The sequence below is a fragment of the Nonomuraea sp. NPDC049504 genome (genome assembly GCF_040676845.1).
GTDB classification, from domain to species: Bacteria; Actinomycetota; Actinomycetes; order Streptosporangiales; family Streptosporangiaceae; genus Nonomuraea; species Nonomuraea salmonea.
This window is the reverse complement of record NZ_JBFAPT010000052.1, coordinates 1-20,826: the sequence shown is the minus strand read 5'-3', so window position 1 is coordinate 20,826 and position 20,826 is coordinate 1. Positions and strand designations below refer to the sequence as shown.

Here is a 20,826-nt window from a genome sequence, read left to right as displayed (position 1 = left end):
CGGAACCGCTGTGTGTACTTCTGCTATGGCCGACCGACTCGCGAGCTTCAACGCCCGGCCCAGGGCCGAGGCCGTGGCCGACCTGCTCACCTGCTGCGCCTCCCCGGTCTTCGCCGGCGAGGTGGCGGGGCGCAGGCCGTACGGGGACCTCGACGAACTGCTGGACACCGCGAGCACGGCCGTGCGGGACCTCGGCTGGGACGAGGTGCTGCGGGCGCTGAGCGCCCACCCCCGCATCGGCGAGCGGCCGAAGGGGGAGGGGAGGGAGGCGTCCTGGTCGCGGCAGGAGCAGTCGGGCGTTCCCGACGCCATGCGCGCGGCGCTGGCCGACGCCAACCGCGCCTACGAGCGCCGCTTCGGCCACGTCTACCTGGTCTGCGCCACCGGCCTGACCGGTGCGCAGCTGCTGGCCAGGCTGGAGGAGCGGCTGGCCAACGACGAGGAACGCGAGCGCGAGGTCGTCCGCGCCGAGCTGGCCGCGATCGCCCGGCTGCGGCTGGCCAAGCTGATGAAGGAGGGGGCATGAGCCTGTCCACCCATGTGCTCGACGCGGTCACCGGCCGGCCCGCCGCGGGCCTGCGCGTACGTCTCGAACAGGACGGCCGGGTGCTGGCCGAGGGCCGCACCGACGACGACGGCCGCATCAAGGGCTGGAACCCGGGCGCCGGGGTGCACCGGATCGTCTTCGACACCGGGTCGTACCTGGAGGACACGTTCTACCCCGAGGTCGTCGTCACCTTCACCGTCAAGGACCCGGCCGCGCACCACCACGTGCCGCTGCTGCTCAGCCCGTATGCCTACAGCACGTACCGAGGGAGTTAGATGGCCGTCAAGCTTGGCGCCAACCGCTACGGAAAGGCGGAGACGAGGCTCGTCCACGTGGTGAGGGACGGCCCCGTCCACCACCTCAAGGACGTCAACGTCAGCATGTCCCTGTCGGGTGACATGGAGGCCGTGCACCTGACCGGCGACAATGCCGCCGTGCTGCCCACCGACACGCAGAAGAACACCGTCTACGCCTTCGCCAGGAAGCACGGGGTGGGCCAGATCGAGGCGTTCGCGCAGCGGCTGGCCAGGCACTTCGTGGCGTCCCAGCCGGCCGTCAGGCACGCCAGGGTGGAGATCGAGGAGTACGCCTGGCGGCGGCAGGGCCCCCACTCGTTCGTCCGCGACGGCACCGAGGTGCGCACCTGCCTGGTCCACCACGACGAGGACGGCCGCACCACGGTCGTGTCGGGCCTGAAGGACCTGGTGGTGCTCAACACGACCGGCTCGGAGTTCCACGGCTACGCCGTCGACGAGTACACCACGCTGCCGCCGACCACCGACCGCGTCCTCGCCACCGCCGTCACCGCCCGGTGGCGGCACGACGGCGACACCCCCTCGTACGCGACGTCGTACGGCCAGGTCAGGCAGGCCCTGCTGGACGCCTTCGCGCACACCCACAGCCGCTCGCTGCAGCAGACCCTGTACGCCATGGGCGAGCGCGCGATCACCACCTGCGAGGGGATCTGCGAGGTCCGCCTGGCCCTGCCCAACAAGCATCACTTCGCGGTGGACCTGTCGCCGTTCGGCCTGGACAACGACAACGAGGTCTTCCACGCCGCCGACCGTCCTTACGGACTCATCGAGGGCAGTGTGCTGCGTGCGGACGCACCCGACGCCGGATTCGCCTGGGAGTAGACACCGATGGACTTCTTGCGCCCCACGACGTGGGAGGAGGCGCTGGCCGCCAAGGCGGACCGGCCCGACGCGGTGCCCATCCAGGGCGGCACCGACGTGATGGTGGAGATCAACTTCGGCGTGCGCAGGCCGCCCGCGCTGCTCGACCTCACCGGCGTGGCCGAGCTGCGGGACTGGTCGATGACCGGGGGCATGTGCCGGCTGGGGGCCGGGGTGCCGTACGCGGTGGTCGTCGACCGGCTCGGCGACGTGCTGCCGGGGCTCGCGCAGGCCGCGCGCACGGTGGGCTCGCCGCAGATCCGCAACCGCGGCTCGGTCGGCGGGAACCTGGGCGCGGCCTCGCCGGCGGGCGACAGCCATCCGCCGCTGCTGGCCGCGGGCGCGGTGGTCGAGGTGGAGTCGCGCGACCGCGGCGTGCGGATGATCCCGGCCACCGAGTTCTACCTGGGCGTCAAGCGCAGCGCGCTGGAGCAGGACGAGCTGATCAGGGCCGTGCACGTGCCGCCCGCCACGGGACCCCAGTACTTCTCCAAGGTCGGCACCCGCAACGCGATGGTGATCGCGGTGTGCTCGTTCGCGATCGCGCTGCACCCGGGGGAGCGGCGGGTCGGCACCGGGCTCGGCTCGGCCGCGCCCACCCCGCGCCGGGCGCTGGAGGCCGAGGAGCTGCTGGCCGCCGAGCTGGACTGGGAGTCGCCGCTCGATCCGGCGCTGGCCAGGCGGTTCGGCGAGCTGTGCGCGCGGGCCGCCGCCCCGATCGACGACGTCCGCGGTACCGCCGCCTACCGGGTGCACGCCATCGGCGTGCTGGCCCGCCGCACGCTCGCCTGGGCGTGGACCGACCATCTGGGAAAGAGGGCCGCGTGATGCGCGTCACGTTCACCGTCAACGGCCGCGAGGAGATCGCCGAGGACGTCTGGGAGGGCGAGAGCCTGCTGTACGTGCTGCGCGAGCGCCTCGGCCTGCCCGGCTCCAAGAACGCCTGCGAGCAGGGCGAGTGCGGCTCCTGCACGGTCTACCTCGACGGCGTGCCGGTCTGCTCCTGCCTGGTCGCGGCCGGTCAGGCGGAGGGGCGGCAGGTCCGTACGGTGGAGGGCCTGGCCGACGGCGACCGGCTCGACCCGGTGCAGGAGGCGTTCGCGGAGAGCGGGGCGGTGCAGTGCGGCTTCTGCACGCCCGGGCTCATCGTCCAGGCCCACGACCTGCTCGAACGTGTCCGGCGCCCGTCCGACGCGGAGATCAGGGAGGCGCTGGCGGGCAACCTGTGCCGGTGCACGGGCTACGAGAAGATCCTCGACGCGGTACGCCTGGCCGCCGAGCGCAAGGCGGCGCCGTGACGCTGATCATCGAGAACGTCCACATCGCCCCCGTCTCCGGCCCCGAGATCCCGTCGGGCTTCCTCAGGATCGACGGCGACACGATCACCGAGCTGGGCCCCGGTCAGGCCCCCGACGTGCCCGGCGCCGAGCGCGTCGACGGCGCGGGCTGCCTGGCCACCCCCGGCCTGGTCAACACCCACCACCACCTCTACCAGTGGGCCTCGCAGGGCCTGGCGCAGGACGCCACCCTGTTCGAGTGGCTCGTGGCGCTCTATGAGGTGTGGGCCGCGATGGACGCCGAGGTCGTCGAGGGCGCCGCCACCGCCGCGCTCGGCTGGCTGGCGCTGTCGGGCTGCACCACCTCCAGCGACCACCACTACATCTTCCCCAAGGGCAGGGGCGACCTGCTCGCCGCCGAGATCGAGGCCGCCCGCGCGATCGGGCTGCGCTTCCACCCGGCGCGCGGCTCCATGGACCGGGGACGCTCGCAGGGCGGGCTGCCGCCGGACGTCGTGGTCGAGGAGCTGGACGACATCCTGGCCGCCACCGCCGAGGCCGTTGACGCCTACCACGACCCGTCGCGCTCCTCCATGCTGCGGGTGGCGGTCGCGCCGTGCTCGCCGTTCTCCGCCAGCGGCGCGCTGATGACCGAGTCCGCCGCGCTGGCCAGGGACAAAGGAGTACGCCTGCACACCCACCTCGCCGAGACCCTCGACGAGGACGAGCACTGCCTGGAGCAGTTCGGGCTGCGGCCCGTCGACTACATGGAGAAGCTGGGCTGGCTCGGGCCCGACGTGTGGCTCGCGCACGCCGTGCACCTGAGCGACACCGACATCGCCAAGCTCGCCGCCACCCGTACCGGGACGGCCCACTGCCCCTCGTCCAACGGGCGGCTCGGCGCGGGCGTCGCGCGCGTCTCCGAGATGCTCCGGCAGGGCGCGAACGTCGGACTCGGCGTGGACGGCAGCGCCTCGTCCGAGCTGACCCCGATGGCCGGGGAGATGCGCCAGGCGCTGCTGTTCCAGCGGGCCCGCTACGGGCCGCAGGCCCTGACCGCGCGGCAGGCGCTGGAGCTGGCCACGCTGGGCGGCGCGCGCAACCTCGGCAGGCAGGACGAGCTGGGCACGCTGGAGCCGGGCAAGCTGGCCGACGTGGTGCTGTGGCGGGCCGGCGGGCCGTTCCACGCAGCCGTCACCGACCCGGTCTGCGCGCTCGTCTTCGGGCCTCCGCCGCCGGTGGAGCTGGTGCTGGTGGGCGGGCGTACGGTGGTCGCCGGCGGCGAGCTGCGCACGGTGGCGCAGGACGCGGCGGGACGGGCGGGCGCCGATGCGCACCGGCGGCTGCTGCGGCTGGCCGGGGAGCGCGGTGTCACCGCCGCCCGGCGGGTGCACGGGGACTAGTGTGGAGATATCCGGACGAACAGGAAAGGCGGTCCCGTGTCGGCGGAATCCCCAGACGAGCGGCTGGCGCAGCTCAAAAGCACCTTCGCGGCCATCGACACCGACGGCGACGGCTACATCACCGAGGCCGAGCTGAAGCGGCACTTCCCCGACCTGCCCGCGGAGGCGCTCGGGGCGATGAGCCAGGAGGCCGACTACGACCAGGACGGCCGCTACTCCCTGGAGGAGTTCATCCGCACCCTCTCCTGACGGACGGCACCCTCTCCTGACGGACGGCACCCTCTCCTGACGGACGGCACCCTCTCCTGACGGACGGCTCCCGCCCGCCCGGCCGGCGTGCCTGGGCACGGGCGGCAGGCCCTGATGGAACCGGCTTCCCCCGGCGCGTGAGGCGGGCAGGGCGGGATGTGATGATGAGTCACGCCTTCCTGCCCGCTCGCACCGGGCAGGAAGGCGTGTCAGCACATTGTTCATCATCAGGCGGGAGTTCGTAGTGGTTCAGCACGTTCTAGTAGCCCCCGACAAGTTCAAGGGGTCACTGACGGCCGCCGAGGTCGCCTCTCACGTCTCGGCGGGGCTGGGCGTGCCGACGGTCGAGCTGCCGGTCGCCGACGGCGGCGACGGCACCGTGGACGCCGCCGTGGCCGGCGGCTACAGCCGGATCACGATCGAGGTCACGGGCCCGACGGGGCAGCGGGTGCCCGCCTCGTACGCCTGGCGGCCCACCGGCACCGCCGTGGTCGAGCTGGCCGAGGCGTCCGGGCTGCGCCGCCTGCCGGGCGGCCTCGAACCGCTGACCGCCACCAGCCGCGGCACCGGCGAGCTGATCGCCGACGCCGTACGCCGCGGCGCCAAGCGCGTCGTGCTCGGCCTCGGCGGCAGCGCCTGCACCGACGGCGGCGCCGGACTGGCCCAGGCACTCGGCGCCCGCCTCATCGACGCTGCGGGCGATGACCTGCCGCCCGGCGGCGCCGCGCTCAAGCGGCTCGACCGCATCGACATGTCCGGCTTCCTCGACGTCTCCGGCGTGGAGTTCGTGGTCGCGAGCGACGTGGACAACCCGCTGCTCGGCCCGCACGGCGCCGCCGCCGTCTACGGCCCCCAGAAGGGCGCCACGCCCGGCGACGTCGCGACCCTGGAGGCGGGGCTGGCCCGCCTGGCCGCCGTCGCCACCGCCACCCACGGCCTGATGGGCGCGGTCGAGCACGACGACGTCCCGCGCGCGATGGGCGTCGCGGGCGCGCCGGGGGCGGGCGCGGCCGGCGGGGTCGGGTTCGCGGCGCTCGCCTTCCTGCACGCCGAGCTGCGGCCGGGCATCGACTACCTGCTCGACCTGCTCGGGTTCGCCGGGCACGTCGAGGGCGCTCGCCTGGTGATCACGGGGGAGGGCTCGCTAGACGAGCAGACCCTGCGCGGCAAGGCCCCGGCGGGCGTCGCGCGGGCGGCCGCGCGGGCGGGGGTGCCGGTGGTGGCCGTCTGCGGGCGCACCACGCTCTCCGAGGCCGACCTCAAGAGCGCGGGCATCGAGGCCGCGTACGCGCTGACCGACCTCGAGCCCGACACCGGCCGCTGCATGGCCGAGGCGGGCCCGCTGCTCGAACGCCTCGCGGCCAGGATCGCCGCCGAGCGGTTCCCGGAGGGCGAATGACACCGTTCGACCTGGTCGTCCGATCCCGCAGGACCGTCACGCCCGAGGGCGAGCGGGCCGCGGCCGTCGCCGTGCGCGGCGAGCGGATCGCCGCCCTGCACGACTACACCGCGCCGCTGGAGGCCGCCGAGGACGTCGACCTGCGCGACCTGGCGCTGCTGCCCGGCCTGGTCGACAGCCACGTCCACGTCAACGAGCCGGGCCGCACCCACTGGGAGGGCTTCGACTCGGCCACCAGGGCCGCCGCCGCGGGAGGCGTCACCACGATCGTGGACATGCCGCTCAACAGCCTGCCGCCCACGGTCAGCACCGAGGCGCTGGAGGTCAAGCTGCGGGCCGCCGAGGGGCAGTGCCACGTGGACACCGCGTTCTGGGGCGGCGCCGTGCCGGGCAACCTCAAGGACCTGCGGCCGCTGCACGAGCGCGGGGTGCGCGGGTTCAAGTGCTTCCTGTCGCCGTCGGGGGTCGACGAGTTCCCGCCGCTGGGCGCGGGCGAGCTGCGCGCGGCGCTGACGGAGGTCGCCGGGTTCGGCGGGCTGATGGTGGTGCACGCCGAGGACCCCGCGCTGCTGGGCGAGCCCGACGGGCCCGGCTACCGCGCGTTCCTCGACTCCCGGCCCGGCGCGGCCGAGCGCAGCGCCGTCGAGCGCGTCGTGCGGCTGGCCGCCGAGACCGGCTGCCGGGTGCACGTCCTGCACGTCTCCAGCGCCGAGTGCCTCGACGTGCTGGAGGCGGCCAGGGCCGAGGGGGTCCCGGTCTCGGCGGAGACCTGCCCCCACTACCTGACGCTGGCGGCCGAGCAGGTGCCCGAGGGGGAGACGGCGTACAAGTGCTGCCCGCCCATCCGCTCCGGGCACAACCGCGACCTGCTCTGGGACGGCCTGGCCAGGGGCGTGCTGAGCTGCGTGGTGTCCGACCACTCGCCGTCCACCGCCGACCTCAAGGTGCCCGACTTCGCCGCCGCGTGGGGCGGCATCGCCTCCCTGCAGCTCGGGCTGGCCGCCGTCTGGACCGAGGCCGCGCGCAGGGGCCACACGCTCTCGGACGTGACCCGCTGGATGTCGGCCGCCCCCGCCGAGCTGGCCGCGCTGCCCGGCAAGGGCGCGATCGCGGCCGGGCACGACGCCGACCTCGTGGCGTTCGACCCCGAGGCCGACACCCTGATCGACGCCGCCCGCCTGCACCACAAGAACCCCGTCACCCCCTACCACGGCCGCACACTCAAGGGCGCCGTCCTGACCACCTGGCTGCGCGGCCGGCCGGTGGACGGCGCGCCGCACGGACGATTCCTGCTGGGAGCGCGATAGATGGACGGCTTCACCCGCCTGCCCGACCTGGCCCTGCGCACGTACGGCGGCTCGGTGGTGGCCGCGAGCGACGAGTCGTTCGCCGAGAAGGAGAGCCTGATCAAGCCAGGACGCCCCGGCTTCATGCCGGAGACGTTCGGGAACAAGGGGCAGGTGTACGACGGCTGGGAGACCCGCCGCCGCCGCGAGCCCGGCCACGACTGGGCGCTGGTCCGCCTCGGGCTGCCCGGCGTGATCCGCGGCGTGGTGATCGACACGGCCTGGTTCAAGGGCAACTATCCGCCCCGGGCGTCCGTCGAGGCCACGTCGGTGGCGGGGCATCCGTCGCCGGCCGAGGTGCTCGCCGCGCCCTGGACCGAGATCGTGCCGCTGTCCGACCTCAAGGGCGACGCCGAGCACCTCTTCCCGGTGACCGACGACGCCCGCTACACCCACGTACGGCTGAACATCCACCCCGACGGCGGCGTCGCCCGGCTGCGCGTGCACGGCGAGGTACGTCCTGACCTGTCCCTCCACGACGGCCTCGGCATCGACCTGGCGGCGCTGGCCAACGGCGGCCTGGTCACCGCGTGCTCCGACGAGTTCTACTCCGCGCCCAACAACGTCATCGCCCCCGGCCTGGCCCGCCACCAGGCGGAGGGCTGGGAGACCGCGCGGCGCCGCGACGGCGGCAACGACTGGATCGTCATCAGGCTGGCCGGGCGCGGCGTCGTCAGGCTCGCCGAGATCGACACCACCAACCTGCTGTTCAACGCGCCCGGCGCGGTCGCGCTCACCGGGCTCGACGGCGACCGCGAGGTGGAGCTGCTGCCGAGGACGCGCCTGCAGCCCGACACGCCGCACCGCTTCCGCCTCGGCGCCGACACACCCGTCACGCACGTGCGCGTGGACATCTACCCGGACGGCGGCCTGGCCCGCGTCCGCCTGCACGGCCACCTGGTCTGACCCCTCAGGGCCCTTCGTGGCCCGCTCATGTGCGCTGAGCGCCGATCCCCGCCGGGGGGATCGGCGCTCACTGCCAGAGGATGACCGTGCTGCCCGGCGGGCGCTCGCTGTTGGGCAGCGGCCGCTGGAACTGCACCACGCCGCCGTTGCCCAGCCGCTGCACCCGCACCCGGAACCCCAGCGCCTCCAGCTCCGACTTGGCGTCGTTGACGTTCTTGCCGATCACCCCGGGCACCATCGAGAACTGCTGGTCGTCGCGCGCCTCGTTGTCGCCCCTGAACCAGTCGAGGAACGGCGTCTGGCAGCGCGCCACCGTGATCATCGCGGGCGTGCCCTTGTCGACCTCGGACTTGGCCTTCGGGGTCTGGGCGATGACCGTGCACGGCTCGGCGTCGTCGTCGACCTCGTTGACCTGCACCTGGAAGCCCTGCGAGCTGAGGAAGCCGGCCGCCTCGTCCTTCGGCATGCCGTTGACGTCGGGCATGGTGAGCCCGGCGCTGACGAAGATGTTGACCTTCGCGCTCTTCTTGATCTTCTCGCCCACCTGCGGCGAGGTGCGGATCACCTTGTCGCGCTCGACCTGCTGGTTGGGCTGCCGCTTGACGCTGCCGACGGTCAGCCCGGCCCTGGCGATGGCGGCGCGGGCGTCGTTGCCGTTCATGCCGGTGACGTTGGGCACCACGATGCGCTCGGGGCCGAGCGAGAGGGTCAGCGTGACCGTCGAGCCCTTGTCGAGCTCGGTGTCGGCCACCGGGTCGCTGCTCAGCACCAGGCCCTCGGCCATCTTCTCGTCGTACTGGCTCTCGCCCTTGCGCACCTTCAGCCCGGCGCCGACGAGGTCCTTCTCGGCCAGCTCCAGGTCCTTGCCGACCAGGTCGGGCACCTTCACCTGCTCGGGCAGCGAGAAGTACCACCCGGTCAGGCCCACCGCGACGACCATCACCACGGCCAGGACCGCCAGGAACCAGCTCGGCCGGAGCCGGCGCTTCGCCGGCAGCTCGGTCCGCGGCTGGATCATCGTGTGGGCCGGCGCCGCCTGCGGCACCGACGGGGCCGACGCGGCGAACGGGATGGGCCCTGACGCCGGCTGCGCGTTATAGACCGCCGTGCCCATCCCCGGGCCCGTGCCCGGCGGGTTGGTCATGCGCGGCAGCACGCGGTGGGCCTCCACCGCCGCCACCAGCATCGCGGTCGCGTCGGCGGGACGGTCGTGCGGCTCGCGGGCGGTCGCGCTCGCCACCAGCGTGTCGATCAGCGGCGGCACGTCGGGATAGACCGAGGACGGCGCGGGCACGGTGTCGTGGACGTGGCGGTAGGCCACCGACATCGGGGTCTCGCCGTCGTAGGGCTGCTGGCCGGTCACCAGCTCGAACAGCATGATGCCGGCGGCGTAGACGTCGCTGCGCACGTCGGCGGCGCCGGTCATCACCTGCTCGGGCGCCATGTAGCCGATCGTGCCGATCAGCACGCCGGTGCGGGTCTGGTTGGTCGCCTCGATCGCCCTGGCCAGGCCGAAGTCGACGACCTTGACCCGGCCGTCGTCGGTCATCAGGACATTTTCCGGCTTGACGTCGCGGTGCACCATGCCGGCCTGGTGGGCCGCGCCCAGGGCGGCCAGCACCGGGATGAGGATCTCCAGCGCCTCACGGGCCGGCAGCCGGCCGCGCTCGCGCAGGATGTCGCGCAGGGTGCGGCCAGGGACGTATTCCATCGACAGGTAGACGACGTCGTTGTCGGTGCCCTGGTCGAAGACGTGCACCACGTTGGGGTGTGACAGGCTGGCGACCGACTTCGCCTCGCCGATGAACCTCCTGACGAACGCCGGGTCCTCGGCGAGCGAGCGGTGCATGACCTTCAGCGCGACGGTCCGGTCGAGCCGGACGTCCAGCGCGAGGTAGACGGTCGCCATACCGCCCCGGGCGATCCGGCCCTCGATGCGGTAACGCCCATCGAGGAGCCGCCCGACCAGGGGGTCCGCAGTCGTCGTGTCCACCCCGCTGAGTTTACGGGCGTTTTGCCACCGGCATGGCCCTAGCGCCCGAAACCGATGCGGAGACGTTCTCGTCCCGTGTGTCACGGCGATGCGGCAGTGGCCCCGGCGTGTCGCCGGGGCGCATGGTGCCGTCGATGCCCCTCCCGGCGGTCGGGACCAGGGGCCGGGCCTCCGCCGCCCGGTTCTGGTCACGGCTCAGACGCCCACTCTCCGGTGGAGGCTTCGTCGGCGTCCGTTCACGAGGCCGGGCGGGCGGCTCAGGGGGTCATCGGTGAGGAGGCCTCGGCGTAGCGGCGGCGCGGGATGCGGCCCGCCTGTGCCGCCAGCCGCCCGGCCACCACCGCCCCCTTCATGGCCGCCGCCATCAGGTCGGGCCGCTGCGCCCGCGTCACGGCCGTGGCCAGCAGCACGGCGTCGCAGCCCAGCTCCATCGCCAGCGCGGCGTCACTCGCCGTACCGATGCCCGCGTCGAGGATCACCGGGACGGACGCGGCCTCCACGATCAGCTCGATGTTGTGCGGGTTGCGGATGCCGAGCCCCGAGCCGATCGGCGCGCCGAGCGGCATCACGGCCGCGCACCCGGCCTGCTCCAGCCGCCGGGCCAGCGCCGGGTCGTCCCCGATGTACGGCAGCACCACGAACCCGTCGGCCACCAGCCGCTCCGCCGCGTCGAACGTCTCGATCGGGTCGGGCAGCAGCGTGCGCTCGTCGGCGATCACTTCGAGCTTGACCCAGTTCGTGCCCAGGGCCTCCCTGGCCAGCCGGGCCGTCAGCACGGCGTCGCCCGCGGTGAAGCAGCCCGCCGTGTTGGGCAGCACCTTGATGCCGCGCGCACGCAGCACGTCGAGCACCGAACCCCGGGCCGCGGGGTCGAGCCGCCGCATCGCCACCGTGGTCAGCTCGGTGCCGGACGCCGCCAGCGCCTGGTCCAGCACCTCCAGCGAAGGGGCGCCGCCGGTGCCCATGATGAGCCGGGAGGAGAACTTCTCGCCGGCGATGATCAGCTCATCCACCTTGCACCGCCGTCAGCACCTCCACGCGGTCACGGTCGCTGAGCGCCGTCGTCTCCCAGGCGCCGCGGGTGACCACCTCGTCGTTCACGGCCACGGCCACTCCGGTGGTGGCCGTCGTCAGCGTACGCACGGCCTGCGCCACGGTGGTGCCGTCGGCCAGCTCGTGCGCGGACCCGTTGATGGTAATAATCATGAAATTTCCTGAAACCTCCCCGGCGAGCACAGGGCCGCCAGCTCGCTCTCCTCGCCCATCAGGATGGCCGCCGTCAGCGGGGCCATCAGCACCCCGCCCCGGTGGTGTCCCGTCGCGTACGTCAGCCCCGGCGTCCTGCCGGGACCGATCACCGGCAGGTTGTCGGGCGTGCCGGGACGCAGCCCCGCCACCACGTCGGCGACCTCCAGCTCGGTGACGCCGGGCACCAGCTCCCTGGCGTCGCGCAGCAGCTCGTACAGGCCGCCCGCGGTCACCCTCGTGTCGTAGCCCAGCTCCTCCTGGGTGGCGCCGACCACCAGCTCGCCGTCGCCCCGGGGGACGAGGTAGACCGGCGAGCCGTGGACGGTGCCGCGTACGCAGCGGGTGAGCAGCGGCTGCGGCGAGCGCAGGCGCATGATCTGGCCCTTGACCGGCCGCACCGGCACCTCCGCCAGCTCACCGCTCCACGCCCCGGCCGCCAGCACCACCCGCCCGGCCGCCAGCACCTCACCTCCGGCTCGTCCGCCCGTGGCGGCGAGGGGTGCGGAACCGCGGCCTTCACCGGGTACGGCGGGCGGCTCGGCGAGGCGGACACCGGTGACGGCGCCGTCCGTGCGGACCAGCTCGCTCACGCGGGCCCGCACGACGGGGACGCCGCGCCGCTCCAGGGCGGCCAGCAGCGCCGCCGTCACCCGGCGCGGGTTCACCCACGCGTCGCCCGGCGCCAGCAGCCCGCCGCGCACCGACGGGGCCAGCATCGGCTCAAGCCGCCGGCACTCGCGCCCGGTCAGCCGCTCGACCGGCAGGTCCAGCTTCTCCATGAACGCGGCCAGCTCATCGAGCGCCGCCATGTCATCGGCCCCGAACGCCACGTCCAGCGTCCCCTCGGCCCGCAGATCCAGCCCGCCCACCTCTTCGGGCCCAGCGGGTGGAAGGGCGGCGTCCTCGGCCAGGGCGCTGGCGAAGGCGGGCCAGCGGCGCAGGGCCGCGACGCCCAGCCGCAGCAGCGGCGCCTCGGTGTAGGTGACCTCGCTGACCGGCGCCAGCATCCCGGCGGCCGCGTGGGAGGCCCCGGAGGCGGGTGCCGGGTCGACGACGGTGACCGGCCGCCCCTCGCGCGCCAGCCGCCAGGCCACGGACAGCCCGACGACCCCGCCGCCCACGATCACATCCATGATCCGCTCCCTTCGCCGGCATGATCCGGATCAGGTGTCTTGCGGTCGAAGGCCCGCTGCAGCCTTCCTCTCAGCCCGGTCACGGCCGGACTCCCGCGCGTCTTTCCGTCCACAGCCTACGGCCTCGGTGCCGGGTCCACGCACCGCCCCCGTTATGGTCATGACCGTGGAGCATGTCGTGGTGGTGGGAGCGGGACTGTCGGGAGTGCGCACGGTGGAGGCCCTGCGCGGGCGCGGCTATGCCGGTCGCCTGACGCTGCTGGGCCAGGAGCGCCATCGCCCCTACGACCGCCCGCCGCTGTCGAAGGCGGTGCTCAAGGGCGACGCCGACACCAGCTTCATCGACACCGACCTCGAGCGGCTCCAGGTCGACTTCCGTCCAGGGGTCGCGGCGAAGTCGCTGCGCGCGGGCGTCGTGGAGACCACCGAGGGCGAGCTCGACTACGACGGCCTGGTCATCGCGACCGGCGCCGACCCGATCAGGCTGCCGGGCGACGGCCCTCAGCACGTCCTGCGCACCCTCGACGACGCCCACGAGCTGCGCGTGATGCTCGTCCCGGGCGCGCGGGTCACGGTCATCGGCGCGGGCTGGATCGGCGCCGAGGTGGCGACGGCGGCCCGCCGCGCGGGCTGCGCGGTGACGGTCATCGAGGCCGCCCAGGCCCCGCTCGCCAGCGCGATTGGCACGGAGCTCGGCGCCCGCACGATCCCCTGGTACGACGGCATCGACCTGCGCCTCGGCACCATGGTCGAGTCGGTCGACGAGGGCGGCGTCCGCCTGGTGGGCGGCGAGTTCGTCGAGTCCCACGTCGTCGTCACCGGCATCGGCGTGCGCCCGGCCGTCGAGTGGCTGGCCGACGCCGACATCGACCTGCACAACGGCGTCGTCACCGACGAGCACCTGCGCACCTCGCTGCCCGGCGTGGTCGCGGTGGGCGACTGCGCCGCCTGGTGGTCGCGCCGCTGGGGCGCCCGCCTCAGGGTCGAGCACTGGGACACCGCGATCAACGCCCCCGAGGTCGCCGCCGCGACGCTGATGGGGGAGGAGGCGGTCTACGACCCGGTGCCGTACTTCTGGTCGGAGCAGTTCGGCCACATGCTCCAATACGCCGGCCACCACGCGTCGGGCGAGCGGATCGTGCACCGGGGCGAGCCCGAGGGCAAGTGGTCGGCCGTCTGGCTCACGGCGGACGATAGGCTTGCCGCGGTGCTGGCCGTGGACCGGCCGCGCGATCTCGTGCAGGGCCGGCGCATCATCGAGGCGGGTCACCGGCTGGACACGGAACGCCTGGTAGATCCACAAGTGGCCCTACGAGATTGTGTTGTTTGAGCAAGGACGGCATGTGGTAGTTGTGGTTTCGTGACGCTTTCTGTTGCACAGATCGACCGGGAGACCGACCAGCTCGTCGACGAGTGGCTCACCCTCCCCGAAGTGGCCTCACGCCTCGATCTCTCGATCGGGCGGGCCAAGCAACTCCTGAAGGACCACAAGCTGCTCGGCGTGCGCCGTGGCAGCGGCGGGCCACAGGTGCCCGCGGTGTTCCTCGACGGAAAGGACGTGATGAAGGGCCTGCCAGGCACGCTCACCGTGCTCCAGGACGCCGGCTACGACGACGTCGAGGCGCTGCGCTGGCTCTTCACCCCCGACGAGTCACTGCCAGGCTCGCCCATCGAGGCGATCAGGGCGGGCCGTCACACAGAGGTCAAGCGGCGTGCCCAAGCCCTCGCTTTCTGAAGCCCGCCTCTATCTCTGCACAGACGGCCGCCGCGACCGCGGCGATCTGGCGGAGTTCCTCGACGCGGTGCTGGCCGGCGGTGTGGACATCATCCAGCTGCGGGAGAAGGGCCTGGAGGCACGCGAAGAACTCGCCCTCCTCGACGTCTTCCGCGACGCCTGTGACCGGCACGGAAAACTGCTCGCTGTCAACGACCGGGCGGACATCGCTTACGCCGCCCGGCCCGACGTGCTCCACCTGGGGCAGGACGACCTTCCCTTGACTGTCGCGCGAGAGATACTCGGCGACGACGTCGTCATCGGACGGTCCACCCACTCCGCAGCCGAGGCGTCCGCCGCGGCCGTGGAGGAGGGCGTCGACTACTTCTGCTGCGGCCCGATCTGGCCGACGCCGACCAAGCCGGGCCGCCCGGCGCCTGGGCCGCCGCTGCTGCGGCACGCGGCGGCGCTCGGCACCTCGCGGCCGTGGTTCGGCATCGGCGGCATCGACCTGGGCAACCTCGACGAGGTGATGGCGTACGGCGTGAGCCGCGTGGTGGTCGTCCGCGCGATCACCGACGCCGACGACCCGGGCGCGGCCGCCGCCGAGTTCGCCAAGCGGCTGGCCGCGGGGCCGGCCCGCTGAGCCTGCGAGGCGCCCGCGCTTCCCCGCGCGGGCGCCTCCTTATCCGCGGACTCGGCTTATCCGCGGACCCGGCTTATCCGCGGGCTCGGCTTATCCGCGGGCTCGGCGGGGTCAGGTCTTGCGGGACGTCGCCGCGATCGCCAGCTCGGTCAGCGCCTCGCGCGCCTCAGGCGTGACCGGCGCCGCGTCGAGCGTGGCCAGCGCCTGGCCGAGATAGCCGGAGATGAGGTCCTCGCACTCCTGCAGCGCCCCGGTGCCCTCGATGATGCCGCGCAGCTCCGCCACACCCTCCTCGTCCAGGCCGGGGTCGCCGAGCAGCCGGCGTACGGTGGCCGCGGCGGCGGGGGAGGCGGCGGCGAGGGTGCGGGCCACGAGCATCGTGCGCTTGCCCTCGCGCAGGTCGTCACCGGCCGGCTTGCCCGTCCGCGCCGGGTCGCCGAAGACGCCCAGGATGTCGTCGCGCAGCTGGAAGGCGATGCCGACGCGCTGGCCGTAGCCGGTGCACAGCTCGTCCATCCACGGCGCCTCCTCGCGGGCGGCGAGCACCAGGCCGAGCCGCAGCGGCTGCTCCACCGAATATCTGCCGCTCTTGAACAGCGCCACGCGCAGCGCCGAGTCGAACGTGTTCTCCCCGGTGGCCTGCTCCAGCAGGTCGAGGTATTGGCCGCACATCAGCTCGCTGCGCATGTGGTCGTGGACGGGCCGGGCCGCGTCCAGCGCCTCGCGCGGCAGCCCGGACGTCCGCCACATCTCGCCCGACCAGAGCAGCAGCAGGTTGCCCAGCAGGATCGCCGCGCCCTCGCCGAACTGCCCGGACGAGCCGTGCCAGCCCGCCTCCTCGTGCATCGCCTGGAAGCGGCGGTGCGCCGACGGCATGCCCCTGCGCAGGTCGCTCTTGTCCATCACGTCGTCGTGCACCAGCGCGCTGGCCTGCAGCAGCTCAAGGGAGGCGGCGGCGGTGAAGACGGCGGGCACGTCGGTGCCCCCTGCGCCCCGCCACCCCCAGTAGCAGAACGCGGGCCGCAGCCGCTTGCCTCCCGACAGCAACGCGTCGGCGGCCGTGCGCAACGGCGCGAACTCGGGCTCGCCCCCGGCGGGGAGCTTCCGTTGGACGAACTCGGCGAGCGCGCGCTCCACCTGGGCGCGCAGGATCTCCATGCCGGCGGCGTCAGTGGTCATGCCTTGAGACTAGTGGCCGGGGGAGCGGGCTTCGATCTCGGCTTCGATCTCCAGGTGCCGCTCTGGCCGGTGCGCGCGGAGGTTGTCGGGGTAGCCTTGTCGGCATGGCTCTTGGTCGACCCTCCATCCGGCCCGATCGCGTCCCCACGGTCCGCGACATGCTGGCCTCCGGTGCCCGGTCGTTCTCGTTCGAGTTCTTCCCGCCCAAGACCGACGAGGGCGAGCGGCAGCTGTGGCGCGCGATCAGGGAGCTCGAGTCGCTGCGGCCCACGTTCGTCTCGGTGACCTACGGCGCGGGCGGCTCCACCCGCGACCGCACGGTCGACATCGTCGAGCGCATCGCCCACGACACCACCCTCACCCCGGTCGCCCACTTCACGGCCGTCAATCACTCCGTGCGCGAGCTGCGCCACCTCGTCGGCCGCTTCGCCGACGCCGGCGTGCGCAACATCCTCGCCGTACGCGGTGACCCGCCCGGCGACCCCACCGCCGACTGGGTGCCCCACCCCGAGGGCGTCGTCTACGCCGAGGACCTCGTGCGGCTGATCCGGCAGTCCGGCGACTTCTGCGTGGGCGTGGCGGCCTTCCCCTACAAGCATCCGCGTTCGCCGTCCATCGAGTCCGACACCGAATACTTCGTCCGTAAGTGCCAGGCGGGCGCCGACTACGCGATCACGCAGATGTTCTTCCAGGCCGACGACTACCTGCGGCTGCGCGACCGGGTGGCGGCCAGGGGATGTGACACGCCGATCATCCCGTGCATCATGCCGGTCACCCAGATGAGCACCATCGCCCGCTCCGAGCAGTTGTCGGGGGCGCCGTTCCCGCCCGACGTGGCGGCCCGCTTCGAGGCGGTCAAGGACGACCCGGCGGCGGTGCGGCGGCTGGGCATCGACCACGGGGTGGAGCTGTGCCAGCGGCTGCTCGACGAGGGCGCGCCCGGCATCCACTTCATCACGTTCAACCGGTCGAGCGCGTCGCGTGAGGTGTTCCAGCGGCTGGAGCTCGCGAGCCTGCCCGCGTAGAGCCTGCCCCGCGTAGAACCTGCGCCGCGTAAAAATGGCCCGCGTAGAAATGGCCCGCCACCCGCCCGCAGGGGGACCGGGCGGGTGACGGGCAGGGGACACTAGACGGTGGGTAAAGGGTCGGCTACTTTCTGTCATGAATGGTGCCCGTGCGTCATCGCCGGTAAACCTGGGGTCACGCCGTCTTCAGCTCGCCCGGCTGCTCAGGTCAGGGGGAGGCGGCGGCCCGCGATCGCGTATTCCTCGTGGCCGCCGGGGAAGACGAACCTGGTGAGCAGGTCCATGAAGCCCATGCCGGCGTAAAGGTGGCGGGCCGCCGTGGGCTGGTCGTGGGTCGACAGGATGGCCGTACGCTCGCGACGCCCGGCGCACAGCGTCCTGATCATCTGGCGGCCGATGCCCTTGCTCTGGTAGTCGGGGTGCACATGGATCTCGGCCAGCTCGAAGGCGTGGCCCATCCAGGCGTGCGCGGCCTCCTGGCCGATGCGGTCGGCCAGGCCGCGGACGACGACGTCGTGCCACCACTGGCCCGGCGCACCCCTGAAACCGTAGGCGAAGCCCACGATCCGGGGTTCCGGAGCTGCCAAATCTGGGGATGAATCACGCAATTCCGCGAAATAGCACTGAAAATGGGGATATGTCGCGTGATTGCGCATGATGGTCTGGCGGCCGGTGATCTGGTCAAGAGGCGGGTTCATGGCCGCCGTGTAAATGTCGATCACCGTGTCCAGCCGTTCGGTGAACTGGGCCGGACCGGCTCCGCGAAACTCGATCACCCGTCGCACACTACTCGACGTCCACCGGCGTACCCCCGGTGATCCGCACCAGCTCGTCGAACGTCGTCGGAAAGACCGTGTGCGGGTGGCCGCCGGCCGCCCACACCACCTCGTGCTTGCTCAGCCAGTTGTCCACCAGCGTCCGCACCGGAGCGGGATGCCCGACCGGGGCCACCCCGCCGATGGGCTGGCCGGTCGCCGCCCTGACGAACTCCGGCGTGGCCCGGCGTACCCGCTCGGCGCCCGCCGTACGGGCGATCAGCTCGACGTCCACGCGGTGGGCGCCGCTGGTCAGGACGAGCAGCGGCGCGCCGTCGGCGTCGAAGATCAGGCTGTTGGCGATGGCGCCCACGTCGCAACCCAGCTGGGCCGCGGCCGCCGCGGCGGTGGGGGCCTTCTCCGGCAGGACCACGATCTCGCCGTCTGCTCCGCGTTCGCGCAGCGCGGACTCGACGACGACGGCGTTCGACGGCAACTTCTCAGGCATGGGGACACTCTAAACAGATTGGCCGCCCGATTACTCCCACAAGGGTCCTGGTGTAGGGTCCCGTGATCAGTTATGTACGGAATGTGAGAGGTGGTACCTGTGGGGTTTCCACGGCTGCCCGGGGTGGCTGCCCTCCTGACGGCCGGCGCCGTCGTCGTCTCGGGGTGCGGAACGCAGATCGCGTCGCGTACGGCCGCCCCGCCCCCGAGCGGCTCCGCCGCCTCCGTCGCGCCTCCCGCGGCGGCGAAGAGCGCCCCTTCCGCCGAGCCCGAGCCCGCGGCAGAGGCGCCCCGCAAGACATTACGGCTGGGCGCCAAGGGATCGGCGGTCAAGTGGCTGCAGAAGCGGCTGACCGAGCTCGGCTACCGGCCGGGCAAGGCCGACGGCCGTTACGGCGGCACCACGCTGGCCGCCGTGTGGGCGTTCCAGAAGGTCAACGGCATCAAGCCGACCAGCACCATCGCCCGCCGCACCTGGCAGGCGCTGGAGACGCCGAAGGCGCCGCGGGTGCTGGCCCGCAACGGCCGGCCCACCCGCGCGGAGGTCGACCTCACCAAGCAGGTCATGGTCCTGTACGTGCGCGGCAAGGTGAAGCTGATCACCCACGTGTCGTCGGGCAGCAACATCCCCTATTGCGAGACCACCACCTGGCAGGGCAGGAAGCAGCGCTTCTGCGGCTCGGCCAGCACCCCCACCGGCGACTACCGGACGACGTGGCGGGTGAGCGGGTGGCACAAGTCCTACCTCGGCCAGCTCTACAACCCCATCTTCTTCAACGGTGGCATCGCCTTCCACGGCGCGCTGTCGGTGCCCCTCCATCCCGCCTCGCACGGCTGCGTCCGCATGCCGATGAACGTCGCGGAGGAGCTGCCCGGCCTGCTCGGCAAGGGCATGCCGGTGCACGTCAGGGGCAGGTTCCGCGGCTAGCTCCGCGCCTCGGCCGCTGAGCTCTGCGGGCTCTCCTGGCCCTTCCCGGCCGCCGCCGCGCGCCTGCCGTCGGCGGCGGCCATCACCATGCCGGCGGCCTGCGCCAGCCCGCCGATCAGGATGAGGTACGCCGCGTACGACTGCCAGCCGGGCAGGCCCGCCACGAACCCGGACTGCCCGGTCAGGCCCGCCAGCGCCCTGGCCGGGTTGATCAGCGCGACGGCGAAGGCCAGCGTGTACGGCAGGACCAGCACGCCCGAGACCACCAGCAGCGCCGTGCGGCCCCTGCGCGGGCGGCGCAGCAGCAGGCCGATGACCAGGTAGGCGAGCGCCACCAGCCCGGCGAGCAGCGCCGTGAGCAGGATCATCTGCCAGGCGTCCGTGCCCGTGGACGTCATGCCCGAGTCGTCGATCGTGCCGCCCTCCCACTTGGGGTCGGCGATCTGCGCCCGCACCGCCGCGCGGACGCCCAGGTGGCCGGCGCCCGCGTACGCCGCCGCCAGCACGGGGCCCAGGGCCAGCAGCACGAGCCCGGCCGGTCGCCCGATGCGCGCCATGCGCGCTCCTCTCCGCTCGTTCGGGGTTCTTGGAGACAGCCTCTCACCGGATGCCGGTGCTAGCCGAGCGCGCGCAGCCCGGCCAGCGCGATCTCGCCCGCCCGGCGTACGGTGGCCATGATCTCCTCCACGGACCGGTCCTCGTCGACGTCCGTCATCACCGCCACCATGATCGCGCCGATCAGCGCGCCGACCGTCGCGCCCGCCTCGGAGAGGGTGAGCCGGTCGCGGAACGCCTCGTGCAGCGCCTTGGCCAGCGTGAGCTGGCTGTCCAGCAGCACGTGCAGCGCCCGCGCCTGAAGGGACGGCACGGTCAGCACGAGCCGCACGCGCACCGCGGCGGCGTCGAACGTGCCGGCGCCCGCGATGGCCTGCCCGATGCTGTCGTCGATGAGCTGCAGCAGCAGGTCGGCCACCGTGTCGCCGGGCCGTCTGGCCGACAGCCGTGCCAGCGCCCTTTCGAGGCGGGCGCCGGCGTCGTAGAAGAGCACGTCCTCTTTGCCGGCGAAGTAGCTGAAGAACGTGCGCGTGGACACGTCGGCCTCCGCGGCGATCTCCGCGAGCGTCGTCTCCTCGAAGCCCTTCTCCTCGAACAGGCGCATCGCCGCCTGAATCAGCGCCTGGCGCGTGCGCTGCTTCTTGCGCTCTCGCAGTCCCTCAGCCATGGCGGCACTATAGTGCACCCGGTTATTTTTTACACTCGTTGCAATTTTTCAACCTGTGAGGTTTTCTGGAGACGTAGCGAGGAAAGACATCCCAGGAGCTTTAGTTGTCAAGCAGCAAGCGACTCGGTGTGACGCGACCAGGCGGTTGCCTCGTCGTAGAGGGTGCCGGTCTTG

24 protein-coding genes and 1 riboswitch are annotated in these 20,826 nt (G+C 72.9%); of the genes, 15 read left to right on the top strand and 9 right to left on the bottom strand.

Features of this window, described 5'->3' with window-relative positions; genetic code table 11:
- The first annotated feature begins 25 nt into the window (after positions 1-25).
- The 10 genes from uraD to alc all read left to right on the top strand — a co-directional run bounded on the left by uraD (position 26) and on the right by alc (position 8,302).
- On the top strand, positions 26-526 hold the full coding sequence (uraD, locus tag AB0K28_RS49370) for a 2-oxo-4-hydroxy-4-carboxy-5-ureidoimidazoline decarboxylase (protein ID WP_364384956.1): 501 nt from the start codon (positions 26-28) through the stop codon (positions 524-526).
- On the top strand, positions 523-822 hold the full coding sequence (gene uraH / locus AB0K28_RS49365) for a hydroxyisourate hydrolase (protein ID WP_345409676.1): 300 nt from the start codon (positions 523-525) through the stop codon (positions 820-822). The genes uraD and uraH overlap by 4 nt, the downstream gene beginning before the upstream one ends.
- On the top strand, positions 823-1,683 hold the full coding sequence (pucL, locus tag AB0K28_RS49360) for a factor-independent urate hydroxylase (protein WP_364384952.1): 861 nt from the start codon (positions 823-825) through the stop codon (positions 1,681-1,683).
- A 6-nt stretch (positions 1,684-1,689) separates the two neighbouring features.
- A complete protein-coding gene (locus tag AB0K28_RS49355; RefSeq protein WP_364384949.1) occupies positions 1,690-2,550 on the top strand; it encodes an FAD binding domain-containing protein in 861 nt (286 codons plus the stop codon).
- Positions 2,550-3,020: a (2Fe-2S)-binding protein gene (locus tag AB0K28_RS49350; RefSeq protein WP_345401162.1), complete on the top strand. Its 471-nt coding sequence runs from the start codon at positions 2,550-2,552 to the stop codon at positions 3,018-3,020. Before AB0K28_RS49355 ends, AB0K28_RS49350 begins: the two co-directional genes overlap by 1 nt.
- Complete coding sequence (locus tag AB0K28_RS49345) at positions 3,017-4,402, top strand: 8-oxoguanine deaminase (RefSeq protein WP_345401165.1); 1,386 nt, start codon at positions 3,017-3,019, stop codon at positions 4,400-4,402. The genes AB0K28_RS49350 and AB0K28_RS49345 overlap by 4 nt, the downstream gene beginning before the upstream one ends.
- 36 nt (positions 4,403-4,438) lie before the next feature.
- Positions 4,439-4,651: an EF-hand domain-containing protein gene (locus AB0K28_RS49340; protein WP_345401168.1), complete on the top strand. Its 213-nt coding sequence runs from the start codon at positions 4,439-4,441 to the stop codon at positions 4,649-4,651.
- Positions 4,652-4,895: 244 nt separating this feature from the next.
- Complete coding sequence (locus AB0K28_RS49335; RefSeq protein ID WP_364384945.1) at positions 4,896-6,050, top strand: glycerate kinase; 1,155 nt, start codon at positions 4,896-4,898, stop codon at positions 6,048-6,050.
- Positions 6,047-7,357: an allantoinase AllB gene (gene allB / locus AB0K28_RS49330; RefSeq protein WP_364384942.1), complete on the top strand. Its 1,311-nt coding sequence runs from the start codon at positions 6,047-6,049 to the stop codon at positions 7,355-7,357. Before AB0K28_RS49335 ends, allB begins: the two co-directional genes overlap by 4 nt.
- Positions 7,358-8,302, top strand: coding sequence for an allantoicase (gene alc / locus AB0K28_RS49325; RefSeq protein ID WP_345401174.1), 945 nt, complete (start codon positions 7,358-7,360; stop codon positions 8,300-8,302).
- A 67-nt stretch (positions 8,303-8,369) separates the two neighbouring features.
- Here alc and pknB read toward each other — a convergent pair whose 3' ends face one another.
- From pknB to AB0K28_RS49305, 4 genes are all read right to left on the bottom strand, one after another.
- Positions 8,370-10,295, bottom strand: coding sequence for a Stk1 family PASTA domain-containing Ser/Thr kinase (gene pknB, locus AB0K28_RS49320; protein WP_364384939.1), 1,926 nt, complete (start codon positions 10,293-10,295; stop codon positions 8,370-8,372).
- A gap of 257 nt (positions 10,296-10,552) precedes the next feature.
- On the bottom strand, positions 10,553-11,260 hold the full coding sequence (locus AB0K28_RS49315; protein ID WP_345409678.1) for a thiazole synthase: 708 nt from the start codon (positions 11,258-11,260) through the stop codon (positions 10,553-10,555).
- Positions 11,261-11,300: 40 nt separating this feature from the next.
- Positions 11,301-11,501, bottom strand: a complete 201-nt coding sequence (gene thiS / locus AB0K28_RS49310; protein WP_345401180.1) for a sulfur carrier protein ThiS — start codon at positions 11,499-11,501, stop codon at positions 11,301-11,303.
- Complete coding sequence (locus AB0K28_RS49305; protein WP_364384936.1) at positions 11,498-12,676, bottom strand: FAD-dependent oxidoreductase; 1,179 nt, start codon at positions 12,674-12,676, stop codon at positions 11,498-11,500. Before AB0K28_RS49305 ends, thiS begins: the two co-directional genes overlap by 4 nt.
- A riboswitch (TPP riboswitch) is annotated at positions 12,667-12,783 on the bottom strand. It overlaps the preceding gene by 10 nt.
- Before the next feature lie 53 nt (positions 12,784-12,836).
- Here AB0K28_RS49305 and AB0K28_RS49300 point away from each other — a divergent pair.
- Genes AB0K28_RS49300 through thiE form a run of 3 tightly spaced genes read left to right on the top strand, consistent with a single transcriptional unit; the run spans position 12,837 to position 15,036 of the window.
- Positions 12,837-14,006 (top strand): FAD-dependent oxidoreductase, encoded by a 1,170-nt coding sequence (locus AB0K28_RS49300; RefSeq protein ID WP_364384933.1) that lies wholly within the window; start codon positions 12,837-12,839, stop codon positions 14,004-14,006.
- A gap of 30 nt (positions 14,007-14,036) precedes the next feature.
- Positions 14,037-14,411 carry an Rv2175c family DNA-binding protein gene (locus AB0K28_RS49295; protein WP_345401189.1) on the top strand — a complete coding sequence of 125 codons (375 nt, stop codon included), beginning with the start codon at positions 14,037-14,039 and terminating at the stop codon, positions 14,409-14,411.
- A complete protein-coding gene (gene thiE / locus AB0K28_RS49290) occupies positions 14,389-15,036 on the top strand; it encodes a thiamine phosphate synthase (protein ID WP_345401192.1) in 648 nt (215 codons plus the stop codon). The genes AB0K28_RS49295 and thiE overlap by 23 nt, the downstream gene beginning before the upstream one ends.
- Positions 15,037-15,147: 111 nt before the next feature.
- On the opposite strand, the gene AB0K28_RS49285 is transcribed toward thiE, so the two are convergent.
- The gene (locus AB0K28_RS49285) at positions 15,148-16,215 is read right to left on the bottom strand and encodes a polyprenyl synthetase family protein (RefSeq protein ID WP_364384928.1); all 1,068 of its coding nucleotides are present in this window, start codon (positions 16,213-16,215) and stop codon (positions 15,148-15,150) included.
- 104 nt (positions 16,216-16,319) lie between these two features.
- Here AB0K28_RS49285 and metF point away from each other — a divergent pair, with 104 nt between their 5' ends.
- The gene (gene metF / locus AB0K28_RS49280) at positions 16,320-17,240 is read left to right on the top strand and encodes a methylenetetrahydrofolate reductase [NAD(P)H] (RefSeq protein WP_364384925.1); all 921 of its coding nucleotides are present in this window, start codon (positions 16,320-16,322) and stop codon (positions 17,238-17,240) included.
- Between the two features lie 203 nt (positions 17,241-17,443).
- Here the strand turns inward: metF and AB0K28_RS49275 are convergent, their stop codons facing one another.
- Together AB0K28_RS49275 and AB0K28_RS49270 are read right to left on the bottom strand one after the other, a co-directional pair.
- Complete coding sequence (locus AB0K28_RS49275; protein ID WP_364384991.1) at positions 17,444-17,896, bottom strand: GNAT family N-acetyltransferase; 453 nt, start codon at positions 17,894-17,896, stop codon at positions 17,444-17,446.
- 130 nt (positions 17,897-18,026) lie between these two features.
- The gene (locus AB0K28_RS49270) at positions 18,027-18,503 is read right to left on the bottom strand and encodes a YbaK/EbsC family protein (protein ID WP_345401198.1); all 477 of its coding nucleotides are present in this window, start codon (positions 18,501-18,503) and stop codon (positions 18,027-18,029) included.
- Between the two features lie 99 nt (positions 18,504-18,602).
- Here AB0K28_RS49270 and AB0K28_RS49265 point away from each other — a divergent pair, with 99 nt between their 5' ends.
- Complete coding sequence (locus AB0K28_RS49265) at positions 18,603-19,430, top strand: L,D-transpeptidase family protein (RefSeq protein WP_364384921.1); 828 nt, start codon at positions 18,603-18,605, stop codon at positions 19,428-19,430.
- Here the strand turns inward: AB0K28_RS49265 and AB0K28_RS49260 are convergent.
- Both AB0K28_RS49260 and AB0K28_RS49255 read right to left on the bottom strand, forming a co-directional pair.
- A complete protein-coding gene (locus tag AB0K28_RS49260) occupies positions 19,427-19,987 on the bottom strand; it encodes a hypothetical protein (protein WP_364384919.1) in 561 nt (186 codons plus the stop codon). The two genes, AB0K28_RS49265 and AB0K28_RS49260, sit on opposite strands and share 4 nt — an antisense overlap.
- A gap of 59 nt (positions 19,988-20,046) precedes the next feature.
- A complete protein-coding gene (locus AB0K28_RS49255; protein ID WP_345401204.1) occupies positions 20,047-20,652 on the bottom strand; it encodes a helix-turn-helix domain-containing protein in 606 nt (201 codons plus the stop codon).
- Positions 20,653-20,826 lie beyond the last annotated feature (174 nt).